This window comes from Streptomyces mangrovi (assembly GCF_900114215.1).
In the GTDB taxonomy this organism is placed as follows: Bacteria; Actinomycetota; Actinomycetes; order Streptomycetales; family Streptomycetaceae; genus Streptomyces; species Streptomyces barkulensis.
Genome location: NZ_FOSG01000006.1, coordinates 171,419 through 194,621, shown reverse-complemented (window position 1 = coordinate 194,621; position 23,203 = coordinate 171,419). Strand labels below are relative to the sequence as shown.

The window sequence follows — 23,203 nt, the reverse complement described above, 5'->3', positions numbered from 1 at the left end:
GTACACGCGCGGCGCGGACCGCGCGGAGCACATCGACAGCGCTCCCGCCCCTCGGCGGGGCGCGGGCGGAGGAACCAGTGAGCGGACCGGCTCGGGCCACGGCCCATGCGAGCAGCAGGGCGGCCGTCCTCGACGTGATCCGCGCGGCGGGCACCATCAGCCGGGTCGGTCTCATCAACGCCACCGGGTTCACCGGCGCGACGATCTCGACCGTCGTACGCCGCCTCATCGACGACGGACTGGTGGTGGAGACCGGGCGCGCGGAGTCCACCGGCGGCAAGCGCCGCGTCCTGCTCCAGCTCAACCAGTCCTCCCGGTACGCGGTCGGAGTCCACCTCGACCACGCGGGCATCACCTACGTCCTCACCAACCTCGGCGGCTCGGTCGTCGCCAGGATGTCCCGCGCGGGCGCGGGGGCCGAGGACCCCCCGGCCGTCGTCGAGCGCATGGCGGGCGAGGTCGGCGCCCTCGTCGAGGGCGTCGGCGTCGGGCGCGAACGGGTGCTCGGCCTGGGCCTGGTCTCCCCCGGCCCCCTGACGCCCACCAGCGGAATGCGGCTGACCCCGCCCCTGATGCGGCACTGGGAGGACTTCCCCCTCGACCGGGCTCTTCAGGAGGCCACCGGGCTGCCGGTGGTCTCCGACAACGACGCCACGGCCGCGGCCCTGGGCGAGCACTGGTCCGGGGGTGTCGGCGCGTCCGCGACCTTCGCCGCGCTGTACATGGGCACCGGCATCGGCGCGGGCCTGCTGGTGGACGGGATGGCCTACCGCGGAGCCAGCGGCAACGCCGGCGAGATCGGGCACAGCTGCCTGGCCGTGGACGGCCCTCGGTGCTGGTGCGGGGCCAGGGGCTGCGTCGAGGCCCTGGCCGGTCCCTCCGCCGTCGTCGCCGCCGCCCGCGCCGACCGGGCCCTGGCCCGCGCGGCCGGGCTGGACGGCGGCTCCGGGCGCCGCCGGTCGTCGGTGACCGCGGACTTCGCCGCCGTCACCCGCGCCGCGCGCCGCGGTGAACCGGGGGCGCGCGCCCTGCTGGAGCGCTCGGCGCGCTATCTGGCGGTGGCCGCCCGCACCCTGGCCAACATCATGGACCTGGAACTGCTGGTGCTCACCGGTCCGAGCCTGGCGATCGCGGGTTCGGTGTACCTGCCGGTGGTGCGGGAGGAGCTGGACCGCGCCTTCTTCTCCCGCGCGGCGCACCCCGTCGCCGTCCGGCTCTCCCGATCGGCCGCCACCGCGCCCGCGATCGGCGCCGCGGCCCTGGTGCTGCAGTCGGAACTCGTACCGCTGCGCCAGGGGCTGCGCCTGCCGGAGAACCTCGCCGACTCCGAGCCCGCCCCGGTGGAGCGGTCCAGCGCCTGAGCCGGTCCGTACGGCGGGAGCGCCCACCGCGGCGGGGTCCCGCGGGACCCCGCCGCGGGACCCGGCGACGGCCGTGCGCACCGCCCGGTGGCGGACGCCTCAGGCAGCGGTCACCCGCACTCCCTCGCCGCGGCCGGCACGGTCGGTGCGCGCGAACAGGGAACCCAGCGCCCACGCGCCGGGGCCGAGCGCGGCGATGAGGAGGAAGGCCCAGCAGAACATCGCCGCCGCCTCCCCGCCGTTCTGCATGGGGAAGAGCGCCTCGGTCTGGTGCTTGACGAAGTAGGCGTACGCCATCGAGCCGGAGCAGAGCAGCGCGGCGATGCGGGTACCGGCTCCCAACATCACCAGTCCGCCGCCGACGAGCTGAATGACGGCTGCCCACCAGGCGGGCCACTGGCCGACCCCGGGCGCCTGGCCGCCGTGCGGTCCGCCGAGCACATCGAACAGGGTCGCCGCACCGTGGCAGGCGAACAGCAGCCCCACCACCACCCGGTAGAGCCCGAGCACATGGTCCCTGTGCCTGTCCAGCAGTTCCATGAAGTGTCCTCTCTCGGCCGTTCCGCCGCCGTTCACCGCGTCCCCGCGGATGCCGCGACGGCCATGTCGTAAGCGAGCTGGGGGATGAACTGCCCGGCCGGTCCGGCGCAGCCGTCCGCCTCGCCGGGGAGCTTGACCCACAGGAAGGCGGCGATCCTCTCGTCGCCGGTCCGGTCGGTCGTCGGGGTGCCGACCGCCCGCCCCGACGGATCGCACCACTGGCCTCCGGCGGGCCCGTTGCCGTTGCGGCTGGTGTCGATCACCGCACGCAGGTCCGGCGACCCGATCGCGTCCAGGACCGCCTTGGCGTAGGCGGTCTCGTCGGCGGTGCGGTTGTAGTTGGAGACGTTGGTGGAGATGCCGTCGGCGTTCTCGGTGATCCCGGCCGCCCTCAGCCGGGAGGCCATCTCCGCCGGCGGGTGCCAGTTTGAGTGCGCGGCGTCGAAGTACACCTTCGCCTTGGACGAGGCCGCCTTGAGTGCCCTGCCCGCGTAGGCCATCGACTCCCGGGTCCGGGCCTGCTGCTCGACGCTCTGGCAGTTCGTCATCAGGGCCAGGACGTCCGGCTCGACGACGACGGCGGCCGGCCGGCCCTCCAGCCCGGCGGCCAGTTCGTCGATCCACTGCCGGTACGCGGAGTGGCTGGGGGCTCCGCCTCCGCTGGCGCCGCCGCAGTCGCGGTTGGGCATGTTGTAGACCACCAGGATCGGTGTCCCGCCCGCCTCCTCGGCGGCCGTGACGAGCGAGTCCACCTCGGCGCGGACCGTGCCGGTGTTGGTCGTGGTGAACCACTGCCCCTGCGGGACGGAGGCGATCCGGTCGCGGATCACGGGCGCGCGCCGGTCTCCCGGGTTGGCCGCCACCCAGCGGGCCGCCTGGGTGTCGGGGTTGACGTAGTAGGGCGAGGCCTCCTCGGTGGTCGCCTGCGCGGCCCCGCCCGGCAGGAGCACGGCCGTGCCGACGGCCGCCAGCGCGGCCGCGGCCGTCGCGAGCACGCGGCCGGCCGGGGGAAAGATCTTGCGGAGCATGAGTACTCCTCGGTGGGGGGACACGGACCGCCGCTCGCCGGCGGCCCGTCGCGACTCCGGGCGTCCCTGCCCCACTCCCGCACGGCCGGGACGGCGTGCTTCCGCGTCATGCGGAAGCACGGGACTCGGCCGGACGCGAGGGCCGGGAGAGCACGGTCACCGGGTCGGCGGTGCGGTGCCACGGTGGACGCCGACCGTCGGCGGCCGACCGCCGACCCGGAGCATGTGATCTGGAACACTTGATGGGAGCGCTCCCAGAAAGAGTAGCGACACTGAGTCCGGCGTCAAGGGAAACTGCGCGGTAGCCGAACGGCGACGCCTTCGTGAACAGGCGTGAGGCGACAGCCCGGGCATCGCGACACCCCCCGGAGGCGTCACCCCCGCCGGCGTTTTCATGGGAGCGCTTCCATATGCGGGTTCCGAAACGCCTTCTCGCCCCTTCCCGCCGCTCCCCCGGCCCCGCTCCTCACGTGTCGGGAGGAGCGGGGCGGGGCAGGGTGACGGTGTCTCTGACCGCCGTCGGCCGTCGCGGGCGGGGCGACCGGCGATGCGAACACGGGAACGGAGAGGTTCGTGGAAGCGATCGACCCGGCCTACGGAACGACGACACTGCTGCTGATGGCCGCGGGCGCCGTGGCCCTGCTGCTGTTCCTGATCATGAAGGTGAGACTGCACGCCTTCGTGTCGCTGGTCCTGGTGAGCGTGCTGACCGCGATCGCGGTCGGTTTCCCGCTGGCCGACATCCCCGACGTCCTGATGTTCGGCTTCGCCGACACCATCGGCTCGGTGGCCCTCCTGGTCGCCTTCGGGGTGATGCTCGGCCGACTGCTGGAGATCACCGGCGGCGCCCAGGTACTGGCCGACACCCTGATCAACCGCTTCGGGGAGCGCCGCGCGCCGCTGGCGCTGGGCGTGGCCGCGCTCCTCTTCGGCTTCCCGATCTTCTTCGACGCCGGGCTGGTGGTGTTCCTGCCCATCATCCTGACCGTGGCCCGGCGCTTCGGCGGCTCGCTGCTGCTGTACGCCCTGCCCGCGGCCGGCGCCTTCGCCGCCATGCACGCCATCGTCCCGCCCCACCCGGGGCCGGTCGCCGCCTCCGAGGTGCTCGGCGCGGACATCGGGCTCACGCTGCTGGTGGGCCTCCCGGTCGCGGTGGCGTCGTGGTACGTCGGTGTCCTGCTGGTCTCCCGCTTCCTCGGCTCCCGCATCCACGTCTCCCTGCCCGACGTGGTCTTCGGCGAGGCGCGCGACACCCGCGGGCGCGGCGAGGGGGACCGCGCGGACGGCGCCGGCGAGGAGCGGCTGGGCGAGCGGCCGCCGTCCTTCGGCACGGTCCTCGGCCTGCTGCTGATCCCGCTGGTGCTGATCTCCTTCGACACCGTCCTGAGCACGCTGGCCACCGCGGGCGTCATCGACGAGGGCGAGGACTGGGCGGAGTTCCTGGGTCTGCTGGGCTTCACCCCGGTCGCCCTGCTGATCACCGTGATCACCGCGATCCTCGTGCTGGGGCGGCCGCGCGCCCCGATGGGGAAGGTCGGCGACATCGTCGACGGCGCCCTGGGGCCGATCTGCTCGATCATCCTGATCACCGGCGCGGGCGGCATGTTCGGCGGTGTGCTGGAACTGTCCGGCATCGGGAGCGCACTCAGCGACTCCCTGTCCGGTCTGGGCCTGTCCCTGATCGTCCAGGCGTTCGTCATCGCCACCCTGCTGCGCGTCGCCCAGGGCTCGGCCACGGTCGCCCTGACCACCGCCTCCGGTCTGATCGCCGGGGCGGCCCGCGCCGCGGAGCTGAGCGATCTGAGGCTCACCCTGCTCGTGGTGGCCGTCGCGGCGGGCGCCACGGTGCTCTCACATGTGAACGACTCCGGCTTCTGGCTGGTGAGCCGCTTCTTCGGGATGGACGTCAAGACCACCCTGCGGACCTGGACGGTGATGGAGACGACCCTGGGCCTGTCGGCGTTCCTGATCGCCCTGGGCCTGTGGGCGGTGGTCTGAGCCCGGCCCCGCATCGGCCCGCAGCCGGCCCGCCGCCGGTGCGGGGCCGTCACCGGTCCCCGTCGGCGGCGGCCAGGTCGTCGTAGACCAGTAGGCCGTCCTCCCGCAGCCGCGCCCCCGGTGTCGGCCGGTGCGGCATGAGCCTGCCGTCGTGCATCAGGTGCCGTACGTCCGCTCCCGAGGTCAGGACCGCGGCGTCGGCGATCAGCCGGCGGTGGCAGCGCCACCACACCGACTCGGAGCACATGACCACCGTGGCGTTCCGTGCGGCGTCCCTCAGCACCCCGTCCAGCGCCTCCCGGAAGGAGGGATCCCGGGTGTGGGCGGCGTATCCGCGGAAGGAGGCGTTGCGCCACACGGTGTCGGGCGAGTCGTCCGGGGGCCTGCGGAAACCGCCCAGCGCCTTCTCCCAGCGGTAGCCGATGCCGTGTGCGGGCAGCCACCGCGCGAGCCTGTCACGGGCGAGGTCCGGGTCGCGGCGGCTGCCCGGGGCGGTGCGGACGTCCACCACCAGGGCGATGCCCGCCTCCGCCAGCAGTACGGCCAGCCTCTCCCGGTCCGCCGTGCCGTGCCCCACGGTGTACAGGACCGAAGCCGGCTCCGGGCCCTCCGTCATGGCGCCTCCTCCCGTCGCGTCTTCCCTTCCTTCCCCCGCTCCTCCGCCGCCCTCCGGCGATACGCGGGCGGCACCTGAGCGGCACCGTGATTCCCGCCCGGATCACGGGGTAACCGTCTGTCCTCGCGGTATGCGCCCCGCCGGGCCGGTACGCGGACGGCCGCCGTCATGCGCACAGGCTCCGGCCGGGGTTGAATGACCGGAAGTAGCGTCGCACTCCCATGGAGCGAGGCAGCCGAGTGAGCCCGACCACAGATCGCCACGACGCCGGTGACGGCCCCGCGCGGGGCGGCCCGGTGGTGTTCGTGATGGACGGGGAGGGGACCGTGCTGCGGTGCACGGCCGGCGTGCTGGACCTGATCGGCCGCCCGGCCGACCAGGTCCGCGGGCGGCCGATGGCGGAGTTCGCCACCACGCCCGGCCCCTGGGGCAGAGCTGCCGGCCACCTCGGTTCCGAGCCCCTGGAACTCCGCACGACCCTGCGCCACCGGGACGGCACGCCGGTCGAGGTGGACGCCGAGGTGCTGCCGCTGCCCGCCGGCGGCGAGGCGCGCCTGCTGATGTGCGCCGCCCCGTCCACCGCCGGGCGGCGCTGGACGGAGGACCAGTCGCTCATCCGCGCCCTGTTCGGGCAGAGCCGCATCGGCCTGGTGGTCCACGACACCGAACTGCGCACGACCCGCGCGAACCTCGGTTCGGAGTTCTTCGGCATCCCGCTGCCCGCGAAGCCCTGGCAGCACACTCCAGGCCGGGACCTGCGCTCGATCCTCGTGCCGGAGGACGCCGCCGCGGTCGAGAAGCAGTGGCGGCGCGTCCTGCGGACCGGCGAGGCGGTCATCGACTGGGAACACTCGGCGCGGCGTCTGAAGGCTCCCGACCAGGAGCGGATCCTGTCCTCCTCGGCCTTCCGGCTCGAGGACGACCACGGCCGTGCCATCGGGGTCGCCGCGGTCTTCACCGACATCACCGAGCAGTACACCGCGCGGCGGCGGCTGGCCCTCCTGCACGCCGCCGCCGCGCGACTGGGGCAGACCCTGGACATCGTCCGCAACTCCGAGGAGCTGACCCGCATTCTGGTGCCCGACTTCGCGGACCTCGCATGTGTGGATCTGGTGGAGAAGGTGATCGAGGGGGACGACCCCGGGGCTTTCTCCACCGGGACGCCGCTGCGCCGGATCGCGGTGGCCCCGGGGGGCGCCGCCTGGCCGGCCGAAATGTACCAGCGCGGGGACCCCGTCCACGCCAGGGACCTGGAGAGCGACGCCCTCCGCGACGGCCAGGCCGTGCTCGTGCCCGATCTGGCCGACCTGGGAAAGCGGCTGGCTCCCGACCCGGAGCGGCAGCGGCTGCTGTTCCCGGAGACGGCCGCCTCGGCGCTGATCGTCCCGCTGCGCGCCCGGGGACGGGTGCTGGGGGTGCTGGGCCTGTGGCGCGGCCGGGAACGGCTCCCCTTCGGTGTGAGCGACGTCCCCCTGGCCGAGGAGATCGCCTCCCGGGCCGCGCTGAGCGTGGAGAACTCCCGCCGCTACACCTCCGAACTGCGTACCGTGGAGACCCTGCAGCGCAGTCTGCTGCCCCCGGCCGGAGTGGAGTTCACCGCGGCCGAGACCGCCGGCACCTACGTACCGGCCGGCACCGCCGCGGGAATCGGCGGGAGCTGGTACGACGTCATCCCCCTGTCCTCCACACGGGTCGCGTTCGTCATCGGCGACGTGGCCGGGCACGGGCTGGGCGCGACGGCCACCATGGGCCGGCTGCGCACCGCCGTGCAGACCCTCGCCGACCTCGACCTTCCTCCCGAGGAGCTCCTCACCCACCTCGACGATCTGGCCACCCGCCTGGCCTACACCGAACCGCAGCCGGACGGCAGCGCGGGCGGGGTCGTGGGGGCGAGCTGCCTGTACTGCGTCTACGACCCGGTCACCGGGCGCTGCGCGATGGCCAGCGCCGGCCATCCACCGCCGATCCTGACCAGTGCCGAAGGGCGCACCCGTCACGTAAACCTCAAGCCCGGTCCCGCGCTGGGGGTGGGCGGCATGCCCTTCGAGCCCGTCGAACTCCACCTGGGCCCGGGCAGCGTACTGGCCTTCTACACCAACCAGTTGGTGGCCCACGACGAGATGTCGTCCGAAGGCCTGACGCGGCGGCTGCGCGAGAGCCTGCACGCCGCGGTGGAGGCCGGTGGCTCCCCCGCCGACATCGGGCGCACCGCCGTCGACCGGGTCCTGACCGAACCGGCGGCCGACGACATCGCCCTTCTCGTCGCCCGGGTGCGGGCACTGCCCGAAGGCGCCACCGTGGCCTGGCGGTTCACCGCCGACCCGACCGTCGTCGGCCAGGCCCGCGAGCTGGTCACCACCCAGCTCACCGCCTGGGGCCTGGAGGAGATGGCCTTCACCACCGAGCTGATCGTCAGCGAGCTGGTCACCAACGCCATCCGTTACGCCGGCTCCCCCATCGGGCTGCGGCTGATCAGGGACAAGACCCTGATCTGCGAGGTCTCCGACCCCAGCCAGACCCAGCCCCATCTGCGCCGGGCCCGGCTGACCGACGAGGGCGGCCGCGGTCTGTTCCTCATCGCCCAGCTCGCGCACCGCTGGGGCAGCCGCTACACCCCTTCCGGCAAGACCATCTGGACCGAGCAGGCGCTGGGCGCCGTTCCCGAGATCCCCCTGGACGTTTTCTGAGGCCGGCCCGGCCGCTCCCTGACACGGCCTCACAGAGGTTCCTCCCTCAGGCCGTTCGGTGGGGCTCCCGCGGGCTCCTCCACAGGAATCCGGGCGACTTCGCGGCCGGATACCGCCCTCGCAGGTGTCGGCCGCCCGCGACCGGCTACCCGGACAAGGAGAGCCGTTTCCAGCAGTCCTCGACAGCGCGGCCATCAGCCGACGCCGACGTACGGGAGACACACCCGTGGCCCACATCCCGCCGAACACCACCGCGCGCGGCACCGCGCGTACCGCCGGCGCGCGGCGGGCCGAACGCGACCTGTGGGGCCTGCTGCTGGTGACGTGCGCGGTGCCGCTGACCGGATCGTTGCTCGACTTCGCCCGGCTGTCCGGCGCACCGGTGGACGGGTGGTCCGGTGCGGTGCTTCCGTGGCTGCGGCTGCTGTGCTCGCTGGCCGCGGGCCGCTGGCTGGCCGGACTGCTCGCACAGCGCCGCGCGCCGCGGCGGCGCGGTGCCGCCCTCGCCGTGACCGTCGTCGCCGGTGCCGCCCGCGCCGCCGAGCTCGTGCGGCCCGGTGAGGTTCAGGGGGTGGTGGGCAGCATCGCCACCACCGCCTTGCTGGCCTGGCTCTGCGGCGAGCTGGCGGCCCGGCACGGGGCCGGATGGCGCGGGCTGGGGATCGGTCCGTCCGGTGCGCGGCCCGCCGCCGAACGGCTGACGGCCGTGATGGTCTTCGGGGCGGTCTTCGTCCTCGCCTACACCACCGTCACCTGGATGGCGGGCCTCCGGACGGGACTGCCCGCGGCCGCGCCCTGGCTGCCCGTCCTGGACCGCGCCCAGAGCGCGGCGCTGGGCTGGAGCGGCCCGGCGGACATGGTGGCCAACGTCCTGTTCACGGGCGTCGCCGAGGAGATGGTGCTGGTGGGCGCCGTGGTCGTACTGGGCCGTGCGGCGGGCCGCCCGCTGTGGGCGGCCTGCGCGCTCAGCCTGCTGCTGCGGGTGGCGGCGCACCTGTACCTGGGCGTGCCCGGCGTCGCCCTGCTGCTGCTCGGCTCGTGCGCTCTCCTGCTGTATCTGCGCCGCCGCAGGCTCACTCCGCTGGTCGCCGGGCACATCGCCTACGATCTGACGGCCTCTTTCGCTCCTTCCCCCGAAGTGCTGCACAACTGCGTCCTCGCCGTCCTGCTGGGCACCGGCACGGCGTTCGCGGCATGGCTGCTGTGGTTCGCCCCGGCCGTCTCCCCCGGCTCCGGCCGTCGCACCGCGGCCGCTTCGGAGGCCGGGCGTCCGGACGGTGCCGTTGCCGCCGACGGCCCGCGCACATAAGACATCAGGCCAGAAAGGCCACAAAGGCGGTGTTCTCCCCACACGCCCACTGAAGGGTCAAAGTCCGGTTGAGCCGGGCGGCGGTGTTATCCACGTCGGGGCGGCCCCTCGGACGAGACCGCCCGTGGAGAGGACTGGAACCGGGACCGCGGACGCGCGCCGGACAGGCGTCGCGGCCGGGGCACCGGTCGGAGCTGGTGGGTCGAGAGGACACGGGCATGGCACTGCGGACGGACGAGCCGAAGCGGGAACAGGAACGGAAGAAAAGCATGGGGGCGGTGGTGGTCGAGTGGCTGACCACCACCGACCACAAGAAGATCGGCACCCTCTACCTCATCAGCTCCTTCGCGTTCTTCACCTTTGCCGGCGTGCTGGCCCTGCTGATCCGGGCCGAGCTGGCCCGCCCGGGCACGCAGATCCTCTCCAACTACCAGTACAACCAGTCGTTCACCATGCACGGCGCGATCATGCTGCTGCTGTTCGCCACCCCGCTGTTCGCCGGCTTCGCGAACTGGATCATGCCGCTGCAGATCGGCGCGCCCGACGTGGCGTTCCCCCGGCTGAACATGCTCGCCTACTGGCTGTACCTCTTCGGCGGACTGATCGCCCTCTCCTCCTACCTCACGCCCGACGGCGCGGCCGACTTCGGCTGGACGGCGTACACGCCGCTGTCGGACGACACCCGCACGCCCCAGGTCGGCGGCGACCTGTGGATCATGGGCTTCGGCCTGGGCGGTTTCGGCACGATCCTGGGCGCGGTCAACTTCATCACCACGATCATCTGCATGCGCGCGCCCGGCATGACGATGTTCCGGATGCCGATCTTCACCTGGAACGTGCTGCTGACCGGTGTGCTGGTCCTGCTGGCCTTCCCGGTGCTGGCGGCGGCGCTGTTCGCGCTGGAGTCGGACCGGGTGTTCGGGTCGCACATCTTCGACCCGTCCAACGGCGGCGCGCTGCTGTGGCAGCACCTGTTCTGGTTCTTCGGCCACCCCGAGGTCTACATCATCGCGCTGCCGTTCTTCGGCATCGTCTCCGAGGTCATCCCGGTCTTCAGCCGCAAGCCGATCTTCGGCTACATCGGTCTGGTGGGCGCGACGATCGCGATCGCGGGTCTGTCGATCACCGTGTGGGCGCACCACATGTTCGCCACCGGTGGTGTGCTGCTGCCGTTCTTCTCCTTCATGTCGTTCCTGATCGCGGTGCCCACCGGCGTGAAGTTCTTCAACTGGCTGGGCACGATGTGGAAGGGCTCGCTGAGCTTCGAGACGCCGATGCTGTGGACGATCGGCTTCCTGGTCACCTTCCTCTTCGGCGGTCTGACCGGTGTCCTGCTGGCCTCCCCGCCGCTGGACTGGCATGTGACCGACTCCTACTTCGTGGTGGCGCACTTCCACTACGTGGTCTTCGGCACGGTCGTCTTCGCGATGTTCGCCGGCTTCCACTTCTGGTGGCCGAAGTTCACCGGCAAGATGCTCGACGAGCGGCTCGGCAAGATCACCTTCTGGGTGCTGTTCATCGGCTTCCACATGACTTTCCTGGTCCAGCACTGGCTGGGCGCGGAGGGCATGCCGCGCCGGTACGTCGACTACCTGGCGGCCGACGGCTTCACCGCTCTGAACACGGTCTCCACCATCGGCTCGTTCCTGCTGGGCATGTCGTTCCTGGTGTTCTGGTACAACGTCTGGAAGACGGCGAAGTACGCGCCGAAGGTCGCCGTGGACGACCCGTGGGGCTACGGCCGCTCGCTGGAGTGGGCGACCTCCTGCCCGCCGCCGCGGCACAACTTCGTCACCCTGCCGAAGGTCCGCTCCGAGTCCCCGGCGTTCGACCTGCACCACCCGGACGTCGCGGCCATCGACCAGGCCGAGAACGTCGGGCGCAGGGACATCGCCGACGTCACTCCGGAGCGGAAGGGCGACATGGGGTGACCGCGGAGTCCAACGCAAAAGATCCGCAAACGGTGTAATCCAGGCATCCCCGGGAACGCGGTCCCCACGTCGGCGCACGCCGCCGACCAGCGCTTCGACCTTTCGGGAGGACGAGATGGCCACGCACGGGAAGAACAAGACCGGCCCCGCCCGGGACGACGAGCTCAAGCACGAGATGGAGGGCGAACTCCGCGCGGGCCGGTCCCTGCGCATGGAGGAGGACCACGAGCTCCAGCCCTCGGGTGAGGACCAGCCCGATGTGGACCGCGCGCCGAACACCGTGCTCACCGGCGGCACGCCTCCGGGGATGGACCACAGCGACGTCGAGGTGCGCAGTGAGCTGGCCCGGCATCTGGGCCTGGGGCTCTACCCGGCCGACCGCGACGCAGTGCTCGGCAAACTGCGCGAGAACGACGCCCCCGACCGGCTGCTGAGCCTGGCGGAGAGGCTGCCGGCCGGGCAGGAGTTCCAAAACGTCCAGGACATCGCCCGGACCCTCGGGCTGGGCGTCGAGGACACCAGCCACCGCACCTGACGGCGACGGCCCGGGTGCGCCTCCCGCCGGGGACGGCCGGACGGCCGCGTCCGACCGGACGCCGCACCCGCCCGGAGCCCGAGCGCTCCGGGCGGGTGCGGCGTCTTCCGGGGCGGGTGGCGGCGGCGCCGAAGAGGGCCGGGGGACCGGCGGCACGGAAGAGACGGCAGGACGAAAGGAGAAGGGCGGACATGAGCGCCCAGGAGCAGCAGGACCCCACCCGGCGGCACCCGCGGCCGGAGTTCCCCCAGCAGGACCAGCCGCATCCCGGCCTGACCGGGCGGATGGAGCCGGAGCCCGATCACGGCGAGTCGTCCTACCGGGGCAGCGACCGCCTGGCGGACCGGAAGGCGGTCGTCACCGGCGGCGACTCGGGCATCGGCCGGGCCGTGGCCCTCGCCTTCGCGCGGGAGGGCGCGGACGTACTGTTCACCTATCTCGCCGAGGAGGAGAAGGACGCCCGGGAGACCGCGCGGCTGGTCGAGGAGGCCGGCCGGAAGGCCGTGCCCCTGCTGTGCGACATCCGCGAGGAGTCCGAGTGCCGCCGGCTGGTGGACCGGGCGGTGGCGGAGTTCGGGCGCATCGACGTCCTGGTGAACAACGCGGCCTTCCAGATGGCGCAGCCCGAGAGCATCGAGGGCATCGGCACCGAGCAGTTCGACCGGACGATGCGCACCAACCTCTACGGCATGTTCTGGCTCTCCAAGCTGTCCCTGCCCCACATCCCCGCGGGCGGCAGCATCATCAACACCACCTCGGTGCAGGGGTACAAGCCCAGCCCCCATCTGCTCGACTACGCCATGACCAAGGGCGCCATCGTCACCTTCACCCAGGGGCTCGCCCAGTACCTGGCCGAGCGGGGCATCCGGGTCAACGCCGTCGCGCCGGGCCCGGTGTGGACCCCGCTGATCCCCGCGACGATGCCCGACACCTCGGAGTTCGGCGAGCAGTCCCCGCTGGGGCGTCCCGCCCAGCCCGCCGAGATGGCCCCGGCCTACGTCTTCCTGGCCTCCCAGGAGGCGAGTTACATCACCGCCGAGATCGTCAACGCCACCGGCGGGACCCCGCTGCCCTGACGCCCCGTCGGCAGGGCCCGCGGCACCGACGGACAACTGACGGGTACTCATCGAAAGCACCCGCATGGCCGCACCCCTTCCGGGTAGGCGTGAGACTACGACACAAAGCGTCACATACCGGTCATCACAGCGAGAGAAGGGATGCTGGATGTCTCACGTCGAGGAGTCGATCGAGGTCCGCGTGCCGGTGCGCACCGCGTACAACCAGTGGACCCAGTTCGAGAGCTTCCCCGAGTTCATGGAAGGCGTCGAGCGGGTCGAGCAGAAGGACGACACGCTGACCCACTGGGTGACGAAGGTCGCCGGCGCCGAGCGGGAGTTCGACGCCCGTATCACCGAGCAGATCCCGGACGAGCGGGTGGCGTGGACGACGGTCGACGGCCAGGCCAAGCAGGCCGGTGTGGTCACCTTCCACCGGCTGGACGACAGCACGACCAAGGTGATGCTCCAGATGGACCACGACCCCGAGGGCGCGACGGACACCGTCGGCGACAAGCTCGGCGTGGTCCGCCACCGCACCAAGGGCGACCTGAAGCGGTTCAAGGAGTTCATCGAGAAGCGTGGCGCGGAGACGGGCGCCTGGCGCGGCCAGGTCTGATCCGGTCCTCCGGACCGCGAGGGGGCTCCTCACCCCCTGTCATGTGGCCGCGGCCCGTGACCACCTCCACGGTGGTCACGGGCCGCGGTTCTCCCATGCGCACGGGTGGGGGCGTACAGCGTGCCGTACGCCCCCACCCGCGCGCGGGCTCACTCCCCCGGCCGGTCCGACGGCTCCGGTTCCCCGGCCGGTTCCTCTGCCCGCTCCCCGGCCGATTCCGGCGGGGCCCACTGCTCCGGCTCGGGCGCCAGCCTGCGGACCACCGGGGCCGCGGCGGCCCCCAGCAGCGTGGCCGTGGTGATCGATCCGAGGGTGATGCCCCAGGCGACGGGGCCGAGTGGGGTGCAGCCGAAGAACTGGCTGACCCCGGGCGTCTGGATGACCCCCACCAGGGCCGCGGCCGAACCGATCCCGGCCGTCAGCACATTGCGGTCCAGCCCACCGGTGAGCAGCGTCTGCGCGAGCTGGGTGCCCACCACCGAGGCCAGGGCCACCGTCCCGGCGCGCCGTCCCCGCCCGGTGAGCCTGGCCGCGCCCCAGGCCAGTCCGGCGCCGAGCGTGGTGGTGGCGCCGCGCAGCAGCACCTCCTGGCTCAGTCCGGCCCCCAGGGAACGGTCCGGGCCCTCGCTCAGCAGCCGCTCACCGGCCTCCGTCGCCGGTTCGCGCACCGCGATGGCCAGCGCCGGGGCGAGGTCGGTCAGGAGGTTGACGAGCATGATCTGACGGGCGTTCAACGGGGAACTGCCCGTCAGTGCGGCGGCCAGCACGCTGAAGGCCACCTCCCCGAGGTTGCCGCCGACGAGGATGGCCAGCGCGTCGCGCACCGAACCCCACATCGCGCGCCCCTCCAGCAGCGCGGCGATGATCGTCTCCAGCCGGTCGTCACCGACGACCAGATCGGCGGCGGCGGTCGCGGCGGGCGTGCCGCGCCGCCCGAGCGCGATCCCCACGTCCGCCAGCCGGATGGCCGGGGCGTCGTTGGCGCCGTCCCCGGTCATCGCCACCACCCGGCCGATGCGCTGGTACGCCTGGACGATGCGGACCTTGTGGTGGGGGCTGCACCGGGCGATGACGTCGAGCGTGGGCAGCAGTTCGTCGAGCTCGTCGTCGCTCAGCTCGTCGAGTTCGGCGCCCGTGCACACCTTCTGGTCGGGGTCCTCGCTGACGGTGGCCGCGATGGCGTCCGCGGTGGCGGGGTGGTCGCCGGTGAGCATCACCGTCTGCACTCCGGCCGCCCGCAGCCGCGCGGTGGCCGGCGCGGCCGAGGAGCGCACCGGGTCGGCGAGGGCGACGAAGCCGAGGAACGTCAGGCCGGCGACGGACTCGTCGGTGAGGTCCTCCCCCTCCTCCAGCGTGCGCTCCGCCACGGCCAGCACCCGCCGCCCGGCGCCGGCGAGTTCCTCGGCCGCGCCGGTCAGGCGCTCGCGGGCCGCCGCGTCGAGCTCCTCCTCCTTCCCGGCGCCCTTCCCGGCGTCCTTGCCGCCGCTCCCCTCCCGCAGCCGTGTGCAGCGCTCCAGCACGTTCTCGGGCGCGCCCTTGACACTGAGCAGCATTCCGCGCGAGGTGCGGCCGGCGGTGGCGTGGTAGGCGCGGGACGGTTCGAACGGCAGGGCGTCGGTGCGCCGCCACTGCGACGCCCCCTGGCGTACGGCCACCTTCGCCCGCCGGGCCCCGGCCACCACCGCGCGGTCGGTCTGGTGCTCCATGGGCTCGGAGGCGCGGGCCGGCGGGGTGGCGCGCAGCGCGGCGCCCAGGATCTGCTTGCGGGCGGTGTCGAGCCGGTCGGCGGGCAGCTCGCGCCGGCCGTCGCTGACGGCGGCGAGCTGCAGATCGCCCTCGGTGAGGGTGCCGGTCTTGTCGAAGCAGAGCACGTCGGCACGGCCGAGCGCCTCGATGGTGCGGGGGTTGCGCACCAGCGCGCCGTGGTCGGCCAGGCGGCGGGCGGCGGCGAGCTGGGCCGCGTTGACCAGCAGCGGCAGCCCCTCGGGTACGGAGGCGACGGCCAGGTTCACCGCGGAGGCGAGCGTGTCCGCCAGAGGGCGGCCGTGCAGCAGCCCGGATCCGGCGACCGCGGCGGCCGAGCCCAGTGCCAGCGGCAGGCTGGTCTTCGTCAGGGCGTGCAGCCGCGACTCCACCCCGGTGTCGGGGGCCTTCTGGCGGGCGGTGGCCAGGCTGCGTCCGACCTCGGTGGCCGATCCGGTGGCCACCACGACGGCCACCGCGGTGCCCGCCGAGACGGTGGTGCCCTCGTAGAGCATCGAGCGGCGGTCGGCGATCTGCGCGGCGACCACCGGGGCCGGGTCCTTGGCCACCGGCAGGGATTCGCCGGTCAGCGAGGACTCGTCGACCTCCAGCCCCTCCCCCCGCAGCAGCCGGCAGTCGGCGGGGACGACCTCCTGGGAGCGCAGCACCACCACGTCCCCGGGCACCAGGTCCCCCGCGGCCACCAGGCGTTCGGCCCCGCCGCGCCGCACCCGCGCACCGATCGCCGAGCGGGCGAACAGCTCCTCCAGCGCCTTGTCGGTCCTGACCCGCTGGACGGCACCCACCAGCGCGGACGCGCCGGTGATGCCGGCCACCAGCCCCGCGTCGGTGCGCGATCCCACGGCCGCCGACAGGGCGGCGCCCGCCGCGAGCACCGGAGTGAGCGGATTGGCCAGCTCCTCGATGAACGCGGCCGGCAGGCCGATGCGCGCCGGCTGCTCGGAGGTGGCCTCCCGGCCCGCCCTGCGCTCGGCCTCCTCCCGGCTCAGGCCCTCGTCGGTGCTGCCCAGCCGCTCCAGCGCGCGGTCGGCGGGCATCAGATGCCAGGGGGTGGTCTCCACCGGCGGGGTGACCGGGCGGGACAGCAGTTGCCGGGCCCGCCAGGTGCCCAGGCAGAACGCCGCGGTCCCGGCGCCGGTGCCCGCTGCGGCGCCGCGGGCCGTCGCCCGGGCGGGAGGCGCCTGGAGGGCCGCGACGGCGCCGACACCGCTGCCTCCCGCGGCCAGGAACCGGCTCTCCCGGTCGACCTGGGAGGCCACCCCGACCGCGTCCACGACCAGGCCGGCCGACTCCAGGTCGGTGCCGATCAGGATGTGCGCGCCCCAGGCCGGCGGTTCGCCCTCGCGGTGCACGCCGATCCCGCAGTCGGCGGCGGCCAGCGCCCGCCGGTCGCCCGACAGCAGCAGCACCACCGCGCCGTCCGCCTGCAGGCCGCGCAGGGAGGCGGTGAGGCGGTCGCCGCCGGGGACGACGGCGTCGGCGAAGCCGAACGCCGGCTCGGGCCGGGTGCCGGCCAGGACCACGCGCGCCCCTGCGCGGCGGGCCGCGGCCGCCACCGCGTCCGCGCCCGGGGCCTTCTGCCGGGCCAGGCCGGCGACGGCCTCCAGCCGCCCGCCCCTGGCCAGGCCCAGGACGCTCTCGCTGCCCTGCCTGCGCAGCCGGGCCGCCGCCCGCGCGCCCCTGCGCCCGGTCAGCTCCAGCTCCTCCAGCGGCCCCAGGACCCAGCCGTCCTCGTCGCGGTGGGTCTCACCGGTCCTCTCGGGGACGAAGAGCGCGAAGAGCCGCTCGGCGGCCTCCCGGGGGTCGGCCCCCTCCAGCGGCACCAGGTCGGCCAGTTCGTGGTGGCTGCCGCTGAGCGCCTCCTCGTCCAGCACGACGGTGTCCGTCTGCCCAAGACGGCGCAGCACGCTCCGGTCCATGACGGTCGCCCCCCGCAGCGCCAGGGCGCGGCCGAGGGTGGTGGCGAAGCCCTCCCGGCCCGCGTCCGGGGCCTTGGGCACTCCGGAGAGCGCCACCGCGAGCCCGCGCCGCGGTCCGGCGAACGGCGCGGCCGCGGCCCCGGCCGCGGCCGTCAGCGCCATCGAGCGCTCGACGTAGCGGTCGACGGCGTCGGGGGGCGGGGGCACGGGCCGTTCCACCGCGACCGGGCCGGCCGCCGCGTCCCCGGGGCTGCCCACCAGCCTCGTCTCGGCCTCCTCCCACGCCCTGCGGTAGGCCCCGGCCTCCCGCCACTGCGCCATGCGCTCCACGACGTCGAGCACGAGGCCGCCGCCGCGCGTGGCCACGCCCTGGGTCAGGGCGGTGAGGACCGGCAGCAGGGAGTCGGCCTGCTGCGGGTCGTGCAGTCCCCTGGCGACCAGTTGCCGCAGCCGCGGATGGCGGGCGACGGCCCCGGTGAGGGCGGCCACCTCGGGCGGCAGTGGCGTCCAGGGGGCCACCCGGTTGAGCGTGGACAGTCCCAGCCCCACCACGTCGGCGGCCAGGGCGGTGACGGACTGGCCCGTCCGCGGTCCCTCGCAGGGGTGGTGCGGCTCCTGGCACCACTCCTCGTGCTCCTCGTCCGCGCAGGGGACATGCCCCTCCGCACGCTCCACCAGCGCCACCAGTTCGCGTTCGGGCGGCGGCGGGGACTCCAGCGCCACCACCACCCGCCCCGACGGCGCGTTCACCCGTGCCCACAGCACCCCGGGGTGCCGCTCCAGGACGCGTTCCACACGCCGGGCGGTCCGCTCGCCCTCCGGTGTGTTGACCCCGTGGACGGTGATGTAGCAACGCCCCGGCCGGGACCACACGGCCCGGCGCGACAGTCCCGTGAACTGCCCGGCCAGCCGGCCGGCGGCGCCCACCGCCTCGCGCGCCCCGGTCTTCACCCCCTGCGGCACCACAGCGGCCGGCGAAGGCACCGGTAGACGCAGACCGGACAGTCCCGGCACACCCGGCAGACCCGACAGCAACGACATCGACCGTGCCCTCCCGACCCCGAACCGACAGACGAACCCGCGGGTGGCCCCACGGACAAGCGGCACCACCGGCACAGTCCCCGCCGAAGGATTCGCACGCTCCGGATAACCCCGTACGCCCGGCTCACACCTGCCACCCGTGTCGCTTGCGGACAAGTGGGGCCGTACCCGACGTGTCGTACCGGCCCGAGGGGGAACCCCGGTGCGTCGAGACAGACGCACCGAGACAGCAGCGCGGCCCGGTCCGCCGGGCCGGCGGGATGGACATCTATGACCAGCGGGTACATGGGTCCCGAGGACTTCGGCCGGGATCCTCTCGGAGAGTTCCTCGCGCGCTTCCTGGGCGCCTCGTCGTCGGGCGGACAGCGGCCGGGGCCCCGGTACTTCGACTTCGTGCGGCTGATGAGCGAGCCCGCCCGGCAGCTCGTCTCCTCCGCGGCCTCCTACGCCGCGCAGCACGGCAGCACCGACCTCAACACCGAGCATCTGCTGCGGGCGGCGCTCACCACCGACCCGACCCGCGCCATGGTCTCCCGCGCCGGCGGCGATCCCGACACCATCGTCTCCGAGATCGACCGGCACGCCGGGGACGGTCCGCCGCGCTCCTCCATCTCCGTCAGCCCCGCCGTCAAGCGCGCCCTGATGGACGCCCACCAGGTCGCCCGCTCCTCCGGTTCGTCCTACATCGGTCCGGAGCACGTGTTGGTGGCCCTGGCCGCCAACCGGGACTCGGCGGCCGGCCAGATCCTCAACGCCGCCCACTTCGATCCCCGCTCCGGGCTTCCGGAGGGGCCGCAGCCCGGCGGTCCGGGTCCGGCCGGCGAACGCCAGCCCGCCCCGGGAGGACGCCCCGGAGGAAGTGGCACACCGAATCTGGACAAGTTCGGCCGCGACCTGACCGAGCTCGCCCGCGAGAGCCGTATCGACCCGGTGATCGGCCGCGACGAGCAGATCGAGCAGACCATCGAGATCCTGGCCCGGCGGGGCAAGAACAACCCGGTGCTGATCGGCGAGGCGGGCGTCGGCAAGACCGCCATCGTGGAGGGCCTGGCCCAGCGCATCACCGACGGCGACGTGCCGGACAACCTGCTGGGCCGCCGCGTCGTCCAGCTCGACTTCGCGGGCGTGGTCGCCGGCACCCGCTACCGGGGCGACTTCGAGGAGCGGCTCAGCGGCATCATCGACGAGATCCGCGAGCACACCGACGAGCTGATCGTCTTCATCGACGAGCTGCACACGGTGGTGGGCGCCGGGGGCGGCGGCGAGAGCGGCGCGATGGACGCCGGCAACATGCTCAAGCCGGCCCTGTCCCGCGGCGAGCTGCACGTCATCGGCGCCACCACGCTGGAGGAGCACCGCCGCCACATCGAGAAGGACGCCGCGCTGGCCCGCCGCTTCCAGCCCGTCCTGGTCCCCGAGCCGGGCACGGCCGACGCCGTGGAGATCCTGCGGGGGCTGCGCGACCGCTACGAGGCGCACCACCAGGTCCGCTACAGCGACGAGGCGCTGCTGGCGGCCGTGGAGCTGTCCGACCGCTATCTGACCGACCGCTTCCTGCCGGACAAGGCGATCGACCTGATGGACCAGGCCGGCGCGCGGGTGCGGCTGCGCTCCTCCACCCGGGGCACCGACGTGCGGGCCCTGGAACGCGAGGCCGAGCAGTTGCGGCGCGACAAGGACCAGGCGGTGGCCGACGAGGACTACGAGCGCGCCAAGGAACTGCGCGACCGCCTGGCGGAGGTGGAGCGGCAGGCCGCCGAGGGGGACGGGAGGCAGCCGGTGGGCGACCGTATCGCCGAGGTCGGTGTGGAGGACATCGCCGACATCGTCTCCCGCCAGACCGGCATCCCCGTCAGCACCCTCACCCAGGAGGAGAAGGCCCGGCTGCTGGGCCTGGAGGACCACCTGCACCGGCGGGTGGTGGGCCAGAACGAGGCGGTCTCCGTCGTCGCCGACGCCGTGCTGCGCTCGCGGGCCGGGCTGTCCAGCCCCGACCGCCCGATCGGCAGCTTCCTCTTCCTCGGTCCCACCGGCGTGGGCAAGACCGAGCTGGCCCGCGCGCTGGCGGAGGCGCTGTTCGGCACCGACGACCGGATGGTGCGCCTGGACATGAGCGAGTACCAGGAGCGGCACACCGTCAGCCGGCTGGTCGGCGCCCCGCCCGGGTACGTCGGCCACGAGGAGGCCGGCCAGCTCACCGAGGCGGTGCGCCGCCACCCGTACTCGCTGCTGCTGCTGGACGAGGTGGAGAAGGCGCACCCGGACGTCTTCAACATCCTGCTCCAGGTGCTGGACGACGGGCGGCTGACGGACGCCCAGGGCCGCACGGTGGACTTCACCAACACCGTCATCGTGATGACCAGCAACCTCGGCTCCGAGGCCATCACCGGACGCGGCGGCGCGCTGGGCTTCTCCCCCGGCGCGGCGGGCGGTGAGGGTGCCGAGGCCGAGGAAACGGCCCGCCGCGAGCGGGTGCTGCGCCCGCTGCGCGAGCACTTCCGTCCGGAGTTCCTCAACCGCATCGACGAGATCGTGGTCTTCCGGCAGCTCTCCGACGAGCAGCTGCGGCGGATCACGGACATGCTGCTGGACGAGACGCGGCGGCGGCTGCACGCCCAGGACGTGGAGGTCGACTTCACCCCGCAGGCCGTGGAGTGGCTGGCCCGGCACGGCTACCAGCCGGAGTACGGGGCCCGGCCGCTGCGCCGCACCATCCAGCGGGAGGTGGACAACCAGCTCTCGCGGATGCTGCTGGGCGGCGAGCTGGCGCCGCACACCCGGCTGCGGGTGGACGTGTCGGACGGTGCCCTGGTCTTCCACCGGGACCGGGCGGCCGCGCCTACGGCGCCGTAGGCGGCGCGGCCGAGCGCGCCGGAGCCGTGCGTGCGGCGGCCGCCGGTCCCGGGGTGGGAACGGCGGCCGCCGCACGGGGCCCGGTGGGTGGGTCCGGTGTACCCCGGTGTCTCCTCAGTGACCCTTGCCCCGGCCGGTGAGGGCGTCGCGGAGCCGGTCGACCATGCCCGCGCCGGCGTCCATGACCTTGTTGGCCGGCGGGGTGTCGGGGGCCGAGGGGTGGGGGCGCGTCGGGGCGGTCCTCTTCGCGGTGCGCGCCTTGTCGCCCAGCTTGTCCAGCTTCTCCTGGGTCGCCGCCTGGCGCAGCCGCGGGAAGAGGTTGCGCTCCTCGTCGGCGATGTGGGAGCGGATCTCGGTCATCAGCTCGGCGACGAGCCGGTCGAACTCGGGGTCGTCGGCGCCGCGCCCCTCCATCGCCTTCATGGTGCGCTCGGCCGCGGAGTGCTCCTCGATCTCCTTGTCGGCGATCTCGTCGCCGTCCGGCAGCATCTCCCGCACCGCCGGGTACAGGTACTGCTCCTCGGCGACGGAGTGCCGCACCAGCTCCATGACGGCCTGGTCGGCGAACTCCTTGCGCCGCGCGTCTCCCACGGGCATGGCCTCGATCCTGCCGAAGAGCTCCTCGACCTCCCGGTGGTCCGTGCTCAGCTCCTGGATGATGTCTCCGCCGTGTCCCATGGCCGGTGTCTTCCTTTCGCCGTCTGTCACAGGCGCCCGCCGAAGGGCGGGCACAGACACCGTGTGCCCGGAGTCCGGAACGGTTAACGCCCGGTGACCCACCGCCGTGGCGCCTTTGCCCCGCGGGGAGCCGGGCGCGCCCGGAGGTGTGTTTCGGACATGCCGACGCGGGGCCCGCGGCCGGGAGGCCGGGCCCCGCGTCGCCGTGCGCGCCGCCCGCGGCGGGCGCCGGCCGTCCGGCTCACTTCTGGGTCAGCATGCCCTCGCGCAGGCGTGCCAGCGCCCTGCTCAGCAACCGGGAGACGTGCATCTGCGAGATTCCCAGCTCGGCTCCGATCTCCGACTGCGTCATGTCGCCGCCGAAGCGCATCTGCAGGATGCGCCGGTCGCGCTCGTCGAGCTGCTCCATCAGCGGCTTGAGCGCGTGGAGGTTCTCCACCTTCTCCAGGGCCGGGTCGACGTCCCCGAGCTGGTCGGCCAGAGGGGTGTCCTTGCCCTCGTCACCCACGGGAAGGTCCAGGGAGCCGGCGACGTAGCCGTTGCTGGCCACCTGCCCCTCGATGACCTCCTCGACGGTGACGTTCATGAACTCCGCCAGCTCCTCGGTGGTGGCGGAGCGGCCCAGCCGGCGGCCGAGTTCCTCGTTCGCGCGGGCCAGCTCGATGCGCAGCTCCTGCAGCCGGCGCGGAACGCGCACGGCCCAGCTGGTGTCCCGGAAGAAGCGCTTGATCTCCCCCACGATGTACGGGACGGCGAAGGAGGTGAACTCCACCTCGCGGCTCAGGTCGAAACGGTCGATGGCCTTGATCAGACCGATGGTGCCGACCTGGACGATGTCGTCCATGGGCTCCGCGCGATGGCGGAACCGGGAGGCGACGTAGTTGACGAGCGTCAGGTTGAGCTCGATGAGGGTGTTGCGCGCGTACTGGTACTCGTGCGTCCCCTCCTCCAGCACACGCAGGCGCTCGAAGAACAGCTTCGAAAGCTGCCGGGCGTCGCGGGGCGCGACCTTGCCCGCGTCCTCGATTCTCGGCAGTTCGGGCAGATCAGTGGAGGCGGTCTCCTGCTCCTGGTCCGGCAAGACGTCACCGCTCGTCAGCTGAACCTCCGGGCTCAGGCTACGCATCATGCCCTCCTCTTTTGATCTGTCATGTGCAGCACGGCGCGTACCCGGCCCCGAACAACTCACACGCCCATCCGGGTGAGGTTTTACCTACGTACACACGATGTCTGTTAATCGCCCGGGGTAAATGCCACCATAGCGGATTT

The 23,203-nt window shown here is 73.4% G+C and carries 15 protein-coding genes; 9 read left to right on the top strand and 6 right to left on the bottom strand.

Annotated features, from left to right (window positions below; translation table 11 throughout):
• Nucleotides 1-77 precede the first annotated feature (77 nt).
• Complete coding sequence (locus BM237_RS10970; RefSeq protein WP_093849381.1) at nucleotides 78-1,361, top strand: ROK family transcriptional regulator; 1,284 nt, start codon at nucleotides 78-80, stop codon at nucleotides 1,359-1,361.
• A gap of 99 nt (nucleotides 1,362-1,460) precedes the next feature.
• Here the strand turns inward: BM237_RS10970 and BM237_RS10965 are convergent, their stop codons facing one another.
• Both BM237_RS10965 and BM237_RS10960 read right to left on the bottom strand, forming a co-directional pair.
• Complete coding sequence (locus tag BM237_RS10965) at nucleotides 1,461-1,901, bottom strand: DoxX family protein (RefSeq protein ID WP_093849380.1); 441 nt, start codon at nucleotides 1,899-1,901, stop codon at nucleotides 1,461-1,463.
• A 32-nt stretch (nucleotides 1,902-1,933) separates the two neighbouring features.
• Nucleotides 1,934-2,929 (bottom strand): glycoside hydrolase family 6 protein, encoded by a 996-nt coding sequence (locus BM237_RS10960; RefSeq protein WP_093849379.1) that lies wholly within the window; start codon nucleotides 2,927-2,929, stop codon nucleotides 1,934-1,936.
• A 573-nt stretch (nucleotides 2,930-3,502) separates the two neighbouring features.
• Here BM237_RS10960 and BM237_RS10955 point away from each other — a divergent pair.
• A complete protein-coding gene (locus BM237_RS10955) occupies nucleotides 3,503-4,927 on the top strand; it encodes a GntP family permease (RefSeq protein ID WP_093849378.1) in 1,425 nt (474 codons plus the stop codon).
• Between the two features lie 49 nt (nucleotides 4,928-4,976).
• Here the strand turns inward: BM237_RS10955 and BM237_RS10950 are convergent, their stop codons facing one another.
• Nucleotides 4,977-5,543: a DUF488 domain-containing protein gene (locus tag BM237_RS10950; RefSeq protein ID WP_093849377.1), complete on the bottom strand. Its 567-nt coding sequence runs from the start codon at nucleotides 5,541-5,543 to the stop codon at nucleotides 4,977-4,979.
• 239 nt (nucleotides 5,544-5,782) lie between these two features.
• Here BM237_RS10950 and BM237_RS10945 point away from each other — a divergent pair, with 239 nt between their 5' ends.
• The 6 genes from BM237_RS10945 (at nucleotide 5,783) to BM237_RS10920 (ending at nucleotide 13,679) form a co-directional block, all read left to right on the top strand.
• Nucleotides 5,783-8,230: a SpoIIE family protein phosphatase gene (locus BM237_RS10945; protein ID WP_245793542.1), complete on the top strand. Its 2,448-nt coding sequence runs from the start codon at nucleotides 5,783-5,785 to the stop codon at nucleotides 8,228-8,230.
• A 226-nt stretch (nucleotides 8,231-8,456) separates the two neighbouring features.
• The gene (locus BM237_RS10940; RefSeq protein WP_093849376.1) at nucleotides 8,457-9,539 is read left to right on the top strand and encodes a CPBP family glutamic-type intramembrane protease; all 1,083 of its coding nucleotides are present in this window, start codon (nucleotides 8,457-8,459) and stop codon (nucleotides 9,537-9,539) included.
• A gap of 218 nt (nucleotides 9,540-9,757) precedes the next feature.
• Nucleotides 9,758-11,470: an aa3-type cytochrome oxidase subunit I gene (ctaD, locus tag BM237_RS10935; RefSeq protein WP_093849375.1), complete on the top strand. Its 1,713-nt coding sequence runs from the start codon at nucleotides 9,758-9,760 to the stop codon at nucleotides 11,468-11,470.
• Nucleotides 11,471-11,585: 115 nt separating this feature from the next.
• Complete coding sequence (locus BM237_RS10930; RefSeq protein WP_093849374.1) at nucleotides 11,586-12,005, top strand: DUF2795 domain-containing protein; 420 nt, start codon at nucleotides 11,586-11,588, stop codon at nucleotides 12,003-12,005.
• Between the two features lie 191 nt (nucleotides 12,006-12,196).
• Nucleotides 12,197-13,081, top strand: coding sequence for an SDR family oxidoreductase (locus BM237_RS10925; RefSeq protein WP_093849373.1), 885 nt, complete (start codon nucleotides 12,197-12,199; stop codon nucleotides 13,079-13,081).
• Nucleotides 13,082-13,229: 148 nt separating this feature from the next.
• Nucleotides 13,230-13,679, top strand: coding sequence for an SRPBCC family protein (locus tag BM237_RS10920; RefSeq protein WP_093849372.1), 450 nt, complete (start codon nucleotides 13,230-13,232; stop codon nucleotides 13,677-13,679).
• 149 nt (nucleotides 13,680-13,828) lie between these two features.
• Here the strand turns inward: BM237_RS10920 and BM237_RS10915 are convergent, their stop codons facing one another.
• The gene (locus BM237_RS10915) at nucleotides 13,829-18,403 is read right to left on the bottom strand and encodes a cation-translocating P-type ATPase (RefSeq protein ID WP_139238087.1); all 4,575 of its coding nucleotides are present in this window, start codon (nucleotides 18,401-18,403) and stop codon (nucleotides 13,829-13,831) included.
• A 270-nt stretch (nucleotides 18,404-18,673) separates the two neighbouring features.
• Between BM237_RS10915 and BM237_RS10910 the strand changes: the two genes are divergently transcribed.
• A complete protein-coding gene (locus BM237_RS10910; protein WP_175540968.1) occupies nucleotides 18,674-21,256 on the top strand; it encodes an ATP-dependent Clp protease ATP-binding subunit in 2,583 nt (860 codons plus the stop codon).
• A gap of 114 nt (nucleotides 21,257-21,370) precedes the next feature.
• Here the strand turns inward: BM237_RS10910 and BM237_RS10905 are convergent, their stop codons facing one another.
• Nucleotides 21,371-21,934: a hemerythrin domain-containing protein gene (locus BM237_RS10905; RefSeq protein ID WP_093849370.1), complete on the bottom strand. Its 564-nt coding sequence runs from the start codon at nucleotides 21,932-21,934 to the stop codon at nucleotides 21,371-21,373.
• Between the two features lie 241 nt (nucleotides 21,935-22,175).
• A complete protein-coding gene (locus BM237_RS10900) occupies nucleotides 22,176-23,060 on the bottom strand; it encodes an RNA polymerase sigma factor SigF (protein ID WP_093656464.1) in 885 nt (294 codons plus the stop codon).
• Between the last annotated feature and the right edge of the window lie 143 nt (nucleotides 23,061-23,203).